General features: G+C 74.6%; 14 protein-coding genes. 6 read left to right on the forward strand and 8 right to left on the reverse strand.

Translation table 11 applies throughout. The features are described from left to right. Positions 1 to 113 precede the first annotated feature (113 nt). Both CHB98_RS09155 and CHB98_RS09160 read right to left on the reverse strand, forming a co-directional pair. Positions 114 to 1,715, reverse strand: a complete 1,602-nt coding sequence (locus CHB98_RS09155; RefSeq protein WP_089305312.1) for an FAD-dependent monooxygenase — start codon at positions 1,713 to 1,715, stop codon at positions 114 to 116. Further along, entirely contained in the window at positions 1,712 to 2,674 is a 963-nt protein-coding gene (locus tag CHB98_RS09160) for an MBL fold metallo-hydrolase (RefSeq protein WP_089305313.1), read from the reverse strand. The genes CHB98_RS09155 and CHB98_RS09160 overlap by 4 nt, the downstream gene beginning before the upstream one ends. 205 nt (positions 2,675 to 2,879) lie before the next feature. On the opposite strand from CHB98_RS09160, the gene CHB98_RS09165 reads away from it, so the two are divergent. The 4 genes from CHB98_RS09165 to CHB98_RS09180 are packed head-to-tail and all read left to right on the forward strand — an operon-like array spanning position 2,880 to position 7,620. Next, complete coding sequence (locus CHB98_RS09165; protein WP_179224371.1) at positions 2,880 to 4,076, forward strand: ABC transporter substrate-binding protein; 1,197 nt, start codon at positions 2,880 to 2,882, stop codon at positions 4,074 to 4,076. Between the two features lie 7 nt (positions 4,077 to 4,083). Next, positions 4,084 to 4,953, forward strand: a complete 870-nt coding sequence (locus tag CHB98_RS09170) for a branched-chain amino acid ABC transporter permease (protein ID WP_089305315.1) — start codon at positions 4,084 to 4,086, stop codon at positions 4,951 to 4,953. Between the two features lie 4 nt (positions 4,954 to 4,957). Further along, positions 4,958 to 6,868, forward strand: coding sequence for a branched-chain amino acid ABC transporter ATP-binding protein/permease (locus tag CHB98_RS09175; RefSeq protein ID WP_089305316.1), 1,911 nt, complete (start codon positions 4,958 to 4,960; stop codon positions 6,866 to 6,868). Then, the gene (locus tag CHB98_RS09180) at positions 6,865 to 7,620 is read left to right on the forward strand and encodes an ABC transporter ATP-binding protein (RefSeq protein WP_218822310.1); all 756 of its coding nucleotides are present in this window, start codon (positions 6,865 to 6,867) and stop codon (positions 7,618 to 7,620) included. Before CHB98_RS09175 ends, CHB98_RS09180 begins: the two co-directional genes overlap by 4 nt. A 17-nt stretch (positions 7,621 to 7,637) precedes the next feature. Here the strand turns inward: CHB98_RS09180 and CHB98_RS09185 are convergent, their stop codons facing one another. From CHB98_RS09185 to paaA, 6 genes are all read right to left on the reverse strand, one after another. After that, positions 7,638 to 8,048, reverse strand: a complete 411-nt coding sequence (locus CHB98_RS09185) for a thioesterase family protein (protein WP_089305317.1) — start codon at positions 8,046 to 8,048, stop codon at positions 7,638 to 7,640. Positions 8,049 to 8,055: 7 nt separating this feature from the next. Next, positions 8,056 to 9,129: a 1,2-phenylacetyl-CoA epoxidase subunit PaaE gene (gene paaE, locus CHB98_RS09190; protein ID WP_089305318.1), complete on the reverse strand. Its 1,074-nt coding sequence runs from the start codon at positions 9,127 to 9,129 to the stop codon at positions 8,056 to 8,058. After that, the gene (gene paaD / locus CHB98_RS09195; protein WP_245821036.1) at positions 9,130 to 9,627 is read right to left on the reverse strand and encodes a 1,2-phenylacetyl-CoA epoxidase subunit PaaD; all 498 of its coding nucleotides are present in this window, start codon (positions 9,625 to 9,627) and stop codon (positions 9,130 to 9,132) included. Positions 9,628 to 9,632: 5 nt separating this feature from the next. After that, positions 9,633 to 10,538, reverse strand: coding sequence for a 1,2-phenylacetyl-CoA epoxidase subunit PaaC (paaC, locus tag CHB98_RS09200; RefSeq protein ID WP_089305320.1), 906 nt, complete (start codon positions 10,536 to 10,538; stop codon positions 9,633 to 9,635). An 85-nt stretch (positions 10,539 to 10,623) separates the two neighbouring features. Continuing rightward, on the reverse strand, positions 10,624 to 10,989 hold the full coding sequence (gene paaB, locus CHB98_RS09205; RefSeq protein ID WP_089305321.1) for a 1,2-phenylacetyl-CoA epoxidase subunit PaaB: 366 nt from the start codon (positions 10,987 to 10,989) through the stop codon (positions 10,624 to 10,626). Continuing rightward, positions 10,982 to 11,938 carry a 1,2-phenylacetyl-CoA epoxidase subunit PaaA gene (gene paaA, locus CHB98_RS09210; protein WP_089305322.1) on the reverse strand — a complete coding sequence of 319 codons (957 nt, stop codon included), beginning with the start codon at positions 11,936 to 11,938 and terminating at the stop codon, positions 10,982 to 10,984. The genes paaB and paaA overlap by 8 nt, the downstream gene beginning before the upstream one ends. A gap of 221 nt (positions 11,939 to 12,159) precedes the next feature. Here paaA and paaK point away from each other — a divergent pair, with 221 nt between their 5' ends. Continuing rightward, the gene (gene paaK, locus CHB98_RS09215) at positions 12,160 to 13,500 is read left to right on the forward strand and encodes a phenylacetate--CoA ligase PaaK (protein WP_089305323.1); all 1,341 of its coding nucleotides are present in this window, start codon (positions 12,160 to 12,162) and stop codon (positions 13,498 to 13,500) included. Then, a complete protein-coding gene (locus CHB98_RS09220) occupies positions 13,497 to 14,108 on the forward strand; it encodes a TetR/AcrR family transcriptional regulator (protein WP_089305324.1) in 612 nt (203 codons plus the stop codon). The genes paaK and CHB98_RS09220 overlap by 4 nt, the downstream gene beginning before the upstream one ends. Positions 14,109 to 14,112: the final 4 nt, after the last annotated feature.

The following is a 14,112-nucleotide window of genomic DNA, read 5'->3' on the forward strand; positions in this document are numbered from 1 at the left end:
CCACCAGCTCCTCGCAGTACAGCCCGCCGTCGGGACGGCGGAACTGGGTGTGCCGCTTGCGCGGGACCTCACCCACCTGCCGGTAGAACGCCATCCGGCACCACCGTCCTCCTTCAGGCCGCGACGGGACTGGGCAGGGGGCGGGCGAGCAGCCGGGCCACCGCGGGGCCGACGTCGGCGGCGTCGGTGAGGACCGCGGCCACGTGGCCGTCCGGGCGCAGCACCCAGGTCTCGTCGGGCCGGGCGCCGAGCGCCTCGCGGAGCAGGCCGGTGCCGTCGAGCGCGGTCATCCGGTGCACCGACACCGGCGGGCCGCCGGGCGCGTCGGGGGCGGGGGCCTGCGCGTCGTCCCCGAGCAGGACGGTCACCCCCTCGCGGGCCAGCTGGCGCAGCCGGGCGACGTCCGGCCGGCCGGGCGCGGTCACCGGGCAGTCGGGCACCAGCACGCCCGGCGCCGGGACCGGGACGGCGCCGCGCGCCGGCCGCCCGGGGAAGGGACGCCGCTCGTCGGGCGTGGTGAGCGGGGAGTCGACGTACCAGAACGGTTCGGCGAGCCGGCCGGAGTCGACCTGCGCCCGGGCCGCGGGGTCGGTCGCCGCGCGCTCCAGCACGTCGAGGCGGTGGCGGGCGTCGGCGTCGGTGCCGGGCACCAGGAACCGCATGGTGGCGCCGGTGACCTCGATGTTCTCCAGGGCCGCGGCGTGCCGCTCGTCGTGGTAGCTGTCCAGCAGCGACTCCGGTGCCCAGCCGCGCAGCACGAACGCGATCTTCCACGCGGCGTTCTCGGCGTCCAGGACGCCGGAGTTCAGGCCCCGGGCGCCGAACGGGGACACCAGGTGCGCGGCGTCGCCGGCGACCAGCACCCGGCCGACCCGCATGCGGTCGACGACGCGGGAGGAGAACCGGTAGACCGACCGCCACACGACCTCGTGGGGGCGGTCGCCGATGACCTGGCGGACCCGCCGGTCCAGGCCGCCGGAGGCCTCCTCGGCGGCCAGGTCGAAGTCCGGCGGCACCTGCCAGTCGATGCGGAAGGTGGAGTCCGGGCAGGGGTGGATGAGCACCTGGCGGCCGGGGTTCCACGCCGGGTCGAAGTAGAACCGGCGCTCGGTCTCCCAGCCGGGCAGGTCGGTGCGGACGTCGCAGATGAGGAAGGAGTCGTCGAAGGTCTCGCCGGCGAAGGTCAGCCCGAGGGCCGAGCGCAGCACGTCGCTGCGGGGGCCCGCGCAGGCGACGGCGTACGAGCCGCGGACGGTGGTCCCGTCGTCGCAGGTGAGGGTCACGCCGCCGTCGTCCTGCTCGACGCCGGTGACCCGGTGCCCCCAGCGGACCTCGACCAGCGGCTCGGCGGCGATCCGCTCGTCGAGCAGCCGCTCGGTCTCGCACTGCGAGATGTTGACGAACGGCGGGAAGGGGGACCGCCCGCGGTCGGCGAAGCGGACGCTGAACAGCTCGAGGTCGCGGTGGAAGGTGCGCGCGGTGGTCCAGGTGACCCCGCGGCGGGCGACCTCCGCGCCGACGCCGACGGCGTCCCACACGTCGAGGACGTCGCGCTGCTGGCAGATCGCCTTGCTGCCGACCGCGTCCCGCTCGCGGCGGCCGTCGAGCACGACGACCCGCAGCCCCCAGCGGGCCAGCAGCAGCGCAGCGGTCTGCCCGACCGGCCCGGCGCCCACGACGAGCACGGGCAGGTCCCGGTCGGTCGGGGCGCTCATCCCTGCAGCTCGTCCCAGACCTGCCGGTCGCGCTCGGCGGTCCAGATGACCGGCCGCTCGATGCCGGAGAGCTCGTCCCACAGCCGCTGCACGTCGAAGGGCAGGCAGTGCTCGAAGATCGGCCAGGCGCCGTACTGCGGGGCCAGCGCGGCGTGGGTGGCCTCGAAGGCCTGCGTGAGGGTGCCGCCGGCGCGGTGCACGTCGCCGACGGTGCGCTGCATGGTGAGCAGGAAGTCGCGGGTCTGCTCGATGGCCGCGTCGACCTCCTCGCGGCCGCGCGCGATCCGGCCGCGGCCGCCGACCAGCTGCTGCGCGCCGAGGGCCTTGACCCGGTCGAGTGTGCCGGTGGCCCAGTCGGTGTGGAAGGCGTCGCCGGTGTAGAGGGCGGCCTGGGACTCGACCAGGTCACCGGCGAACAGGACCTGCTGCTCCGGCAGCCAGGCCACGACGTCGCCCTCGGTGTGCCCGCGGCCGAGGAACGCCAGCACCAGCTCGCCGCGGTCCCCGCCGAGGGAGATGGTCAGCCGGTCGCGGAAGGTCATGGTGGGCCAGGTGAGCCCGGGGATGGACTCCGGCTCCTCGAACAGCCGCGGCATCCGGCCGTACTCGCTCTCCCAGTCCTGCTGGCCGCGCTCGGCGATCAGGTGCCTGGTCTGCTCGGAGCTGACGACGACCTCGGCGTCGAACGCGCTGGCGCCGAGCACGCGGACGGCGTGGTAGTGGCTGAGCACCAGGTAGCGGACCGGCTTGTCGGTGTGCTCGCGCAGCCGGGCCAGCCAGCGGCGGGCGGCGACCGGGGTGGCCAGCGCCTCGAAGCAGACGAGGAAGTCCTCGCCCTCGATCGCGCCGACGTTGGGGTCCCCCTCCGCCGTGAGCGCGTACACGCCGTCGGCGAGGACCTCGAGGGTCTGCTCCTTGACGCCGAGGTCCGCGGAGGACGCGAAGGGCCTGGCTGCCATGGGGGCTCCTGTCGACGTCATCGTCCGATAGACGAACACCTTGCCCGCTTACCGGTCGGAGTCTACGGCGGTGTGCCGCAGGACACAAGACGGTCGCGGTCCCGGCGGTCACGTGCCGGGAGCCTGTGAGCCGTGCCACACTCCTGCTAGTCTGCACCGGCTTCGAACAGACTGTCCGATTACCGAGCGGCACCCGGAGGAACTCGTGAGTCGACGGACCACCCGCGCGCGCGTCGCCGCCTGCGCCGCCGCGCTGACCCTGGGCCTCGCCGGTTGCGCCGAGTCGGCGGACAGCGGGGGCGACGCAGCGGCCACGGACGAGTCCGGGCCGATCAGGATCGGCGCCGTCCTGGACATCACCGGGGCCGGCGCCTCGCTCGGCGTGCCCGAGCGCCAGGCCCTGGAGCTGCTCGCCGGGCAGCTGGAGGCCGAGGGGGGCATCGACGGCCGCGAGGTCGAGCTGATCATCGAGGACAACCAGTCCACCGAGGACGCCGCCGCCCAGGCGATGAACAAGCTGGTCAGCCAGGACCAGGTGGACGTCGTGCTCGGCGCCAGCCGCACCGGCCCCAGCCTGGCGATGCGCCCCATCGCCGAGGCCAGCCAGATCCCGATGATCTCCCTGGCCGCCAACGCGGCCATCGTCGAGGGGTCGGAGTGGGTGTTCAAGAGCGCCCAGAACGACCGGGTGGTCATCGAGCGCATGGTCGAGTACATGGCCGACCAGGGCTGGACCACCATCGGCCTGGCCCGCGACGCCTCGGGTTTCGGCGAGGGCGTGCAGGAGATCTTCGACGAGGTCGGGTCGGAGGCCGGCATCTCGGTGGTCGCCGTCGAGCGGTTCGCCCCCGACGCCACGGACTTCACCGCGCAGATGGTCAACCTGCGCGACGCCGCGGCCGACGTCAACGTCATCTGGGGCATCCCGCCGGCGGCGGGGCTGGCCCAGCGGGCGTACGCGCAGCTGGGCATCACCACCCCGGTCATGCAGAGCCACGGCATCGGCAACCAGGTGTTCCTGGACACCGCCGGGGAGGCCGCCAACGGGCTGGTCGCACCGCTGGGCCGGCTGGTCGTCGCCGACCAGCTGCCCGAGGACGACCCGCAGCGGGAAGTCATCACCTCCTTCATCGAGGACTACACCGCCGAGTACGGCGAGGAGCCGTCCACCTTCGCCGGGCACGCCTACGACGCCTGGCAGCTGGCGATCGACGCGCTGCGCGAGGTGGGCACCGACCCGCAGGCGATCCGCGACCACCTGGAGGGCGTCCAGGACTTCGTCGGGATCAGCGGCACGTTCACCATGACCCCGGAGGACCACTCGGGGCTGTCCAAGGACGCGCTGGTGCTGGTCGGCGTGCAGGACGGGGACTGGACGCTGCTCCCGGACCAGGGCGCCTGACAGTCCGGTGGTCGACCTGCTGCAGCTGGTCTTCGCCGGGCTGAGCCAGGGCGCGGTCTACGCGCTCATCGCCATCGGCTTCGTCGCGGTCTTCACCGTCAGCGGGGTCATCAACCTGGCGCAGGGCGAGTTCGCCGCCCTCGCCGGGCTGGTGGCGATCTCCGCGGCCGGCAGCGGGCTCCCGCTGCCGGCCGCGGCGGTCGTGGCGGTGGCCAGCGTCGCCGTCGTCGCCGTCCTCATGGAGCGGCTGGCCATCGCCCCGGTCAAGCGGATGACGACGCTGGTGTCGCTCATCCTCACCCTCGGCGTCTCCACCGGCCTCAAGGCGCTGATGCTGCTCGTGTACGGGCCGAACGCCGAGGGCCTCACGCCGATCACGCCCGGCGGCGTCACCGTGGGCGGGGTGAGCATCCGGTACCAGGAGCTGTGGATCCTCGCCGTCGCCGGGCTGGTCGCGCTGGCCGTGTACTGGTTCTACGAGCGCACCCTGGCGGGCAAGGCGCTGCGGGCCTGCGCCGAGCAGCCGGTGGCCGCCCGGCTGGTGGGCATCTCGCTGGGCCGGGCCTCGCTCACCGCCTTCCTCATCGCCGGCTGCGTGGGTGCGGTCGCCGGGGTGCTGGCCAGCCCCGTCTACTTCACCTCCTGGGAGTCCGGCCTCACCCTGGGGCTCAAGGGCTTCGTCGCCGCCACGCTCGGCGGGCTGGTCTCCGTGCGCGGTGCGGTGCTGGGCGGGCTGCTGCTCGGCGTGCTGGAGAACCTGACCGCCGGGTACGTGAGCACCGGCCTGCGGGACGCGGTGGCGTTCCTGCTGCTCATCATCGTGCTGGTCGCCCGGCCCTCGGGGGTCTTCGGGCGGCACGCGGAAGCGCGGGTCTGACGCCGTGGCCCGCCGCGCGCTGCCCCTGACCGGGGCGCACGGCCGCCGCTCCCGCCGCGGCGACGTCGTCGGGATGTCCGTGCTCACGGTGCTGCTGGTGGCGTTCCCGTTCCTCGCCCCGCCCAGCGTGACCAACGTCGGGGTGTACGCGCTGATCTACGCCCTGGCGGCGCTGGGGCTGTCCCTGCTGATGGGCCTGGCCGGGCAGGTGAGCCTCGGGCAGGCCGGCTTCTTCGCCATCGGCGCCTACACCCAGGCCGTGCTGGTGACCCGCTACGAGACCAACCCGGTGCTCGCCTCGGTGGCCGCGGTCACGGTGACCATGACGGTGGCGCTGCTGGTCGGGCTGCCGCTGCTGCGGCTGCGGGGGCACTACCTGGCCCTGGCGACGCTCGGCTTCGGCATCATCGTCACCGTCCTGGCCACCGAGTCGGAGTTCCTCGGGGCCACCTCGGGCATCTTCGGCGTGCCCAAGCCGCAGTTCAACGCCCGCACCTACGACTCCACCACCGAGTACTTCCTGCTGCTGGTCCCCGTCGTGCTGCTGGGCCTGCTGCTGGCGCGCAACGTGGTGGAGAGCCGGATCGGCCGGGCGCTCGGCGCGGTCAACGACTCCGAGGTCGCCGCGGAGTCCCTGGGGGTGGACACCTTCCGGCTGCGGGTGCAGGTGTTCGTGCTGTCGGCGGCGTTCGCCAGCGTGGCCGGCACGGCGTTCGCCCACTGGCTCGGGGTGATCAACCCCAACGCGGCGAACTTCCCCCTGTCGGTGTCCTTCCTGCTGATGGCGGTGCTCGGCGGGGTGGGCACGGTCTACGGCGCGGTGGTCGGCGCGTTCGCCGTCGAGGGGCTGGACGACGGGCTGCGCCGGCTGATCCCCGAGCTGGTGCCCGGTGCGGTCGGCGAGGTGCAGCTGATCGGCTTCGGCATCCTGCTCACCGTCATCATGATCTTCCTGCCCGGTGGGCTGCACCAGCTGTGGACCACGGCCCGCCGGCGGCTGTCCGGGTCGGACCTGGCCGCCGGCGGCGCCCCGCCCGACGGCGGGCCCGCCCCCGCCCCCGACGACGGCCCACTGCTCGCCCGCGAGAGCCGGGCCCCCGCCGGCACGCCGCTGCTGGAGGTGCAGGGGCTGACCAAGCGCTTCGGCGGCGTCACCGCGGTCGACGACCTGGACCTCACCGTGCACGCCGGGGAGATCGTGGCGCTGATCGGGCCGAACGGCGCGGGGAAGACGACCGCGTTCAACATGGTCAGCGGTGCGGTGGTACCCACCGCGGGCACGGTGACGGTGGCCGGCACCCGGGTGGAGGGGCGCAAGCCGCACGTGGCCGCCCGCGCCGGTGCGACCCGCACCTTCCAGAACCTGCAGATCTTCGGGTCGGCCACGGTGCTGGGCAACGTCATGGTCGGCCGGCACCTGCGCAGCCGCGCCGGCCTGGTCGGGGCGGCCCTGGTGCTCCCCGCCCGGCGCGAGGAGCGCGCCGTGGAGGCCTCGGCGCGCGAGCTGCTCGACCTGCTGGGCCTGGGGCCCGACGCCGACCGGCTCGCCGTCGACCTGCCCTTCGGCCGCCAGCGGCTGGTCGAGGTGGCCCGCGCGCTGGCGCTGGAACCGGACCTGCTGCTGCTCGACGAGCCGATGGCCGGCCTGTCCGGCGCGGAGCGGCGGGACCTGGCCCGGCTGCTGCGCCGGCTGCGCGCCGGCGGCATGGCCATCGTGCTGGTGGAGCACGACGTCGAGGCCGTGCTCGCCCTCGCCGACCGGGTGGCCGTGCTCGAGGACGGCGTCCGCATCGCCCTGGGCACGCCGGACCAGGTCCGGCACGACCCCGCCGTCATCGCCGCCTACCTCGGCGTCGACCCGGAGGACAGCACCGCGGTCGCCGTGGCCGAGGCCGGGCCGGGGGAGGCGCGGTGAGCCTGGAGGTCCGGGGGCTGGCGGCGGGCTACGGCCGGCTGGAGGTGCTGCACGGCGTCGACCTGGACGCCGGGGAGGGTCAGCTGGTCGCCGTCATCGGCGCCAACGGCGCCGGGAAGACCACGCTGCTGCGGGCGCTGTCCGGGCTGGTCCCGGCCACCGCCGGCACGGTGCGGCTCGCCGGCGTCGACGTGACCGGCTCCGGGCCCGAGCGGCTGGCCCGGGCCGGGCTGGCGCACGTGCCGGAGAACCGGCTGGTGTTCCCGACCCTGACCGTCGAGGACAACCTGGTGCTCGGCGCCTACACCCGCCGCCGGCAGCCGGCCGCCGAGCGCACCCGGGTGCGCGACCGGGCGCTGGCGCTGTTCCCGCGGCTGCAGCCGCGGCTGCAGCAGGCCGCCGGGACGCTGTCCGGCGGTGAGCAGCAGATGCTGGCCATCGCCCGCGGCCTGATGGCCCAGCCGCGGGTGCTGGTCCTGGACGAGCCCAGCGTCGGGCTCGCACCCCGGCTGGTCGGGGAGATATTCACCGCCCTGGGCCGGCTCCGGGACGACGGGCTGACCCTCGTCGCGGTCGAGCAGAACGCCCGCGCCGCCTTCGCCGTCGCCGACTCCGTCTCCGTCATGGACCGCGGCCGGGTGGTCCTGCACGGGGACGCCGCGACGCTCGCCACCGACCCGCGCGTCACCGCGGCCTTCCTCGGCGGGGGCGTCAGCGCCGAGGCCACCGACGCCTCCGACGGCCGGCACTGACCGGGCGCCGCTGGTGGCTACGGTCCGCGGCGGCGGGCGCCCTCCCCGATCCGGGCGGCCAGCTCCGCCTCGGGGAGGACCACCTGGACGGTGCTGCCGCGGCCCAGCTCCCGGCCCGCGGCGTCGGTGGCGACACACGCGCAGGTCAGCCGGTTGCCGCGCGCCTCGACGCAGCGCGCGGTCACCCGGACGGTGTCACCCACCCAGCTGGGGCCGAGGTGGTCCACCGAGACCGACCGCCCGATGCCGGCCTCGCCGGGGGCCAGGTGGCGGAGCAGGAGCTTGCGCCCGGCCTCCTCGAAGTGCTTGGCCATGGTGTACGTCGCGTACACCGGGTGCACCGGACCCAGCTCGTCGAAGTGCACGGTCATCTCCTGGGTCACCACGACCACCAGCTCCGCCGCGGCACCGACGGGGACGGCGACCACGGGGCCCTCAGGCGTCGTAGTCGACGGTCACGGCCTCGGAGACCGGCAGCGTCTGGCAGGTCAGCACGTAGCCGGCCTGGACCTCCTCGGGCTCGAGGGCGTAGTTGCGGCGCATCTGCACCTCGCCGTCGGTGACCCGCGCCCGGCAGGTGCCGCACACCCCGCCCTTGCAGGCGAACGGCAGGTCGGAGCGCACCCGCTGGGCGGAGTCGAGCACCGGCTCGTCCCGGGGCAGGGCCAGGGTGGTCGAGCGGCCGTCGAGGACCACGGTGACCTGGCTGCTGGGACCGGTCACCGTCTCCTCGTCGCCGCGGACGGGCTCCGGCGGGACGTCGTCGACGTAGAACAGCTCCTGGTGCACCCGCTCGCCGGGGACGCCGAGCCCGGTGAGGAGCTCGCGCGCGTCGCTGACCATGCCGTGCGGGCCGCACAGCCACCAGTGGTCGACGTGCTCGGCGTCGACCAGGTTCTCGACCAGGGTGCGCAGCCGGGCACCGTCGAGCCGGCCGCTGGTCAGCTCGGCGTCCCGCGGCTCGCGGGAGAGCACGTGCACCAGCTGCAGCCGCGGGCCGTGGCGGTCCTTGAGGTCGGCCAGCTCGTCGGCGAACATCACCGTGTTGGTGCGCCGGTTGCCGTAGAAGACGGTGACCGTCGACTCGCCGTCGCGCAGCACGGTGGCGGCCAGCGACAGCGCCGGGGTGATGCCGGAGCCGGCGACGACGAAGACGTGGTCGGCGGGGCGGGTCAGGTCGGCGGTGAACGTGCCCGACGGCGGCAGCACCTCGATCTCGTCGCCGGGCGCCACCTCGTGCACCAGCCAGGAGGAGAAGAACCCGCCGGGCACCTCGCGGACGCCGACCCGCGGCGCGGCCCCCACCGGCGCGCAGATGGAGTACGAGCGGCGCTCGTCGCGGTCGCCCACGACCCGGCGCAGGGTGAGCGCCTGGCCGGGCCGGAACCGGTAGTCGTCGGCCAGCTCGTCGGGGACGTCGAAGGTGACCGCGACCGCGTCGTCGGTCAGCCGCTCGACGCCGGCCACGCGCAGCGGGTGGAACCGCGGCCGGCGGGGCGGTGCGCTCACTCAGATCTCCTTGACATGCTCGAACGGCTCCCCGCAGGCGCGGCAGCGGCGCAGGGCCTTGCAGGCGGTGCCGCTGAACTCGCTCTGCTCCACGGTGTCCGGCGAGCCGCACTGGGGGCAGGCGGCGGTGCGGCGGGCGGGGCCGAGCTGCAGCGGGATCGGCCCGGGGGAGCGGACCGGCGCCCGGCCCGGCGGGGCGATGCCGGCGGCGGCGAGCGCGCCACGGCCCGCCTCGGAGATCCAGTCGGTGGTCCACGCCGGGGACAGCACCGTGCGGACCTCGACGTCGCGGAAGCCGGCCGCGTGCAGCGCGTGCAGCAGGTCGGCCCGCATGACGCCCATGGCGGGGCAGCCGGAGTAGGTCGGGGTGATCTCGACGACGACGGTGCCGTCGTCGGTGGTGCGCACGTCGCGCAGCACGCCGAGGTCGGCGAGGGTCAGCATCGGCAGCTCGGGGTCGGTGACCGTCGCGGCCACCGCCCGCGGGTCGGTCTGCACGGCGCTCACCACGTCGCCGCCGGGTGCTGGCGGGCCAGACCCTGCAGGGTGCCGAGCAGCTCGGCCAGCTCCGGCCCGTGCTCGCCCACCCGGCCCCGGGGGGCGGCGGCGGGGGGCCACTCCGGTACCCGGAGCGTCGCCTGGTCGAGCACCTGGGTGAGCACGCCGCGCACCTCGTCGAGGACGTCGGCCGGGTCGACGGCGACGCCGGCGGCGGCCAGCCGGGTCTCCACGTCGGTCGCGGTGGACAGGTCGGCCAGCAGCGGCCACACCGCGTCGACGCCGTCCTGGGCGCGGCGGTGGGACTCGCCGGTGCCGTCGCCCAGTCGCAGCACCCAGCGGGCGGCGTGGTCGCGGTGGTAGGCGACCTCCTTGACGCCCTTGGCGGCGATGGCGGCGAGCACCGGGTCCCGGGAGTCTCGCAGCCGGGCGAGGACGGCCAGCCGGACCGTGGCGGCGGCGAGCAGCCGGACCATCGTGCGGGCGAAGTCGCCGTTCTCGGCCGCGACCAGGGCGGTGTTGCGGAACTCGCCGGGGGCGCGGAAGTAGGCCAGCGCGTCCTCGTCGGGGACCGAGTCGGTGGCCAGCTCGCGGGAGCGGCCGAGCACGCCGACCGAGCCGGCGCGGGCCAGCAGCAACCGGGCCTGGCCGAGCAGGTCGAGGGCGACGTTGCCGATCGCCACCTCCTCCTCGAGCTCCGGCGCGTTGGTCATCCACTGGGTCAGCCGCTGCGCGAGCACCAGGGCGTCGTCGCCGAGCATCAGGCAGTAGGCGCCCAGGTCGGTGGGGTCCACGCCGTCGGGCACGGTGGTGTCGACCCCGGCGAGCGGCTCGTCGAAGCCGGTGCCGAACGCCCAGTGCCCGTCGTCCTGCGCGTTGGCCAGCGCCTCGTACACGGTCTCCTCGTGCATGGTGACTCCTGGTGACGTGCTGGAAGGGCCCCCTCGCAGGGGTCCCCGAGCCGAGGAACGAGGTGCGGGGGAGGGAGGGGGTCCTTCACATGTGGGGGACGCCCTCGGGGATCTCGTAGAACGTCGGGTGCCGGTAGACCTTGTCGCCGCTCGGGGCGAACAGCGGGTCCTTCTCGTCGGGGCTGGACGCGGTGATGTCGACGGCCTTGACCACCCAGATGCTCACGCCCTCGTTGCGCCGGGTGTAGAGGTCGCGGGCGGCGTCGATGGCCATCTCGTCGTCGGGGGCGTGCAGCGAGCCGACGTGCACGTGGTTGAGGCCCCGCTTGCCGCGGACGAACACCTCGTACAGCGGCCAGTCGCGGCGCACCGCCCGGCGCCGGGGCTCCACCGGCACCTCGGGGCCGGTCGGGACGGCACCGTGCCCGCCCTCCGCGGTGACGTCAGGCACCGTGCTTCTCCGCGTACGCCGTGGCCGCCTCGGTGACCCAGGCGTTGTCGTCGCGGGCGGCGCGCCGGCGGGCGATGCGGACGGCGTTCATCGGGCCGCTGCCGCTGATGACGCGGGTGAACTCGTCCCAGTCGATCGGGCCGGTGCGCCAGTGGCCGCTCGCCTCGTCCCAGGTCAGGTCCGGGTCGGGCAGGGTGACGCCCAGGGCCTGCGCCTGGGGGACGCTCATGTCCACGTACCGCTGGCGCAGCTCGTCGTTGGTGTGCCGCTTGATGCCCCACGCCATCGACTGCGCGGAGTTGGGGCTGGCGTCGTCCGGCGGGCCGAACATCATCAGCGAGGGCCACCACCAGCGGTCGACGGCGTCCTGCACCATCGCCCGCTGCTCGGGCGTCCCGCGCATCATGGTCATCAGCAGCTCGTAGCCCTGCCGCTGGTGGAAGGACTCCTCCTTGCAGACCCGGATCATCGCCCGCGCGTAGGGCCCGTAGGAGGAGCGGCACAGCGGCACCTGGTTGCAGATCGCCGCGCCGTCGACCAGCCAGCCGATGACGCCGACGTCGGCGTAGGTGAGCGTCGGGTAGTTGAAGATGGAGCTGTACTTCTGCTTGCCCTCGATGAGCTTGTCGGTCAGGTCGGCCCGGTCCGCGCCGAGGGTCTCCGCCGCGGAGTACAGGTACAGGCCGTGGCCGGCCTCGTCCTGGACCTTGGCCAGCAGCACCGACTTGCGGCGCAGGCTGGGCGCGGCCAGCAGCCAGTCACCCTCCGGCTGCATCCCGACGATCTCCGAGTGGGCGTGCTGGGCGACCTGCCGGATGAGGGTCCGGCGGTAGCCCTCGGGCATCCAGTCGCGGGGCTCGATGCGGTGGTCGGCGGCGATCGTGGCGTCGAACTGCCGCTGCAGCGCCGTCTCGTCCGGGGCGGGCCGTTCCAGGGTGGGTGCCGACATCTCGTCCCCTCGGGGGTGCGACTCGAGCCAATTACTGACCAGTTGGTCGGTATTGAGTGTGCCCGACGCCACCCCGCCGCGCAAGCCCGGTGCGCGGCGTCCCGCGGGGCCTTGACAGAGCCCCGCGGGAGGGAGTTGATTACCTGACCATCCGGTCGGTATTCCGGCGTCAGGCCCCCGACCGCCCGGCGACGACGCTGTAGGACCCGGAGGCCCCCGCCATGACGGCTGTGACCAGCGATCCGACCCGGCGCCTGGGCGCGCCCCCCGACCCGGCGGTGCTCGACCCGGCGGAACGGATGTCCGCCGACGAGCTGCGCGCCCTGCAGCTGGAGCGGCTGCGGTGGACCCTGCGGCACGCCTACGACCACGTGCCGCACCACCGGCGGGCCTTCGACGCGGCCGGCGTGCACCCCGACGACTGCCGGGAGCTCGCCGACCTCGCGCGGTTCCCGACGACGAGCAAGGCCGACCTGCGCGACAACTACCCGTTCGGCATGTTCGCCGTCCCGCAGGAGCAGGTGCGCCGGGTGCACGCGTCCTCCGGCACCACCGGCCGCCCGACCGTCGTCGGCTACACCGGGCGCGACATCGACACCTGGGCCACGGTCATGGCCCGCTCCATCCGCGCGGCCGGCGGCCGGGCCGGCGACCGGCTGCACAACGCCTACGGCTACGGGCTGTTCACCGGCGGGCTCGGTGCGCACTACGGCGCGGAGAAGCTCGGCTGCACGGTCATCCCGGTCTCCGGCGGCATGACGCCGCGGCAGGTCCAGCTGATCACCGACTTCGAGCCGCGGGTGATCATGGTGACGCCCTCCTACATGCTCACCGTCATCGACGAGTTCGAGAAGCAGGGCCTGGACCCGCGGGCCAGCTCGCTGGAGATCGGCATCTTCGGGGCCGAGCCGTGGACCGAGCAGATGCGCCGGGAGATGGAGGAGCGCGCGGGCATCCACGCCGTCGACATCTACGGCCTGTCCGAGGTCATGGGCCCCGGCGTCGCGCAGGAGTGCGTCGAGACCAAGGACGGCCTGCACGTCTGGGAGGACCACTTCTACCCCGAGGTCATCGACCCGGTCACCGGCGAGGTGCTGCCCGAGGGCGAGCGGGGGGAGCTGGTCTTCACCTCGCTGACCAAGGAGGCGATGCCGGTCGTCCGGTACCGCACCCGCGACCTCACCCGCCTGCTGCCGGGCACCGCCCGGCCGGCCATGCGCCGCATGGAGAAGGTCACCGGCCGCACCGACGACATGATCATCCTGCGCGGGGTCAACCTCTTCCCGACCCAGGTCGAGGAGATCGTGCTGCGGACGCCGGGGCTGTCCCCGCACTTCACCCTGGAGCTGACCACCCGCGGCCGGCTGGACCACCTCACCGCCCGGGTCGAGGCCCGTCCGGACTGCCCGCCCGAGCGCCGGCCGGCCGCCGCCGCCGAGGTCGCCCGGGCGGTGAAGGACACCGTCGGCACCAGCATCGAGGTGCTCGTCGTGGACCCGGAGACCCTGGCCCGGTCGATGGGCAAGCTCAAGCGGCTCTACGACCACCGCGAGCGCGCGTGACCGCGGCGGGCGCCACGACCGGACGGCGGGGCCGCCCCGGGCACTCGCTGGACTCGCTGCTCGACGTCGCGGTCGCGGTCTTCAACGAGCGCGGCTACGACGCCACGAGCATGGAGGAGCTCGCCGTCCGGCTCGGGGTCACCAAGTCGGCGATCTACCACCACGTGTCCGGCAAGGTCGAGCTGCTCCGGCTGGCGCTGGACCGGGCCCTCGACGCGCTGTTCGCCGTCACCGAGGAGCCGGCCGCCACCACCGGGCCGGCCATCGACCGCCTGGAGCACGTGGTCCGCGGGTCGGTGCGCGTGCTCGCCGCCGAGCTGCCGTCGGTCACCCTGCTGCTGCGGGTGCGCGGCAACTCCCCGGTCGAGCAGGCGGCGCTGGAGCGGCGCCGCCGGTTCGACCGGGTGGTCACCGACCTGGTGCGCGCCGCGGAGGAGCAGGGGGACGTGCGTCCCGACGTCGACCCCGCCGTCACCAGCCGGCTGCTGTTCGGCACCGTCAACTCCCTCGTCGAGTGGTACCGCCCGGACGGCGGGCTGTCCGCCGACGACCTCGCCGACGCGCTCGTCACCACGACGTTCTGCGGCCTGCGCACCCGCCCGTCCTGACCCC

Origin of the sequence: Geodermatophilus pulveris, from assembly GCF_900188375.1 — a bacterium.
In the GTDB taxonomy this organism is placed as follows: domain Bacteria; phylum Actinomycetota; class Actinomycetes; order Mycobacteriales; family Geodermatophilaceae; genus Geodermatophilus; species Geodermatophilus pulveris.

Coding starts and splice junctions, on each gene's coding strand:
- CHB98_RS09155 (WP_089305312.1), bottom strand. CDS start 1,715: ATGAGCGCCCCGACCGACCGGGACCTGCCCGTGCTCGTCGTGGGCGCC.
- CHB98_RS09160 (WP_089305313.1), bottom strand. CDS start 2,674: ATGGCAGCCAGGCCCTTCGCGTCCTCCGCGGACCTCGGCGTCAAGGAG.
- paaC (WP_089305320.1), bottom strand. CDS start 10,538: ATGCACGAGGAGACCGTGTACGAGGCGCTGGCCAACGCGCAGGACGAC.
- paaA (WP_089305322.1), bottom strand. CDS start 11,938: ATGTCGGCACCCACCCTGGAACGGCCCGCCCCGGACGAGACGGCGCTG.
- paaK (WP_089305323.1), top strand. CDS start 12,160: ATGACGGCTGTGACCAGCGATCCGACCCGGCGCCTGGGCGCGCCCCCC.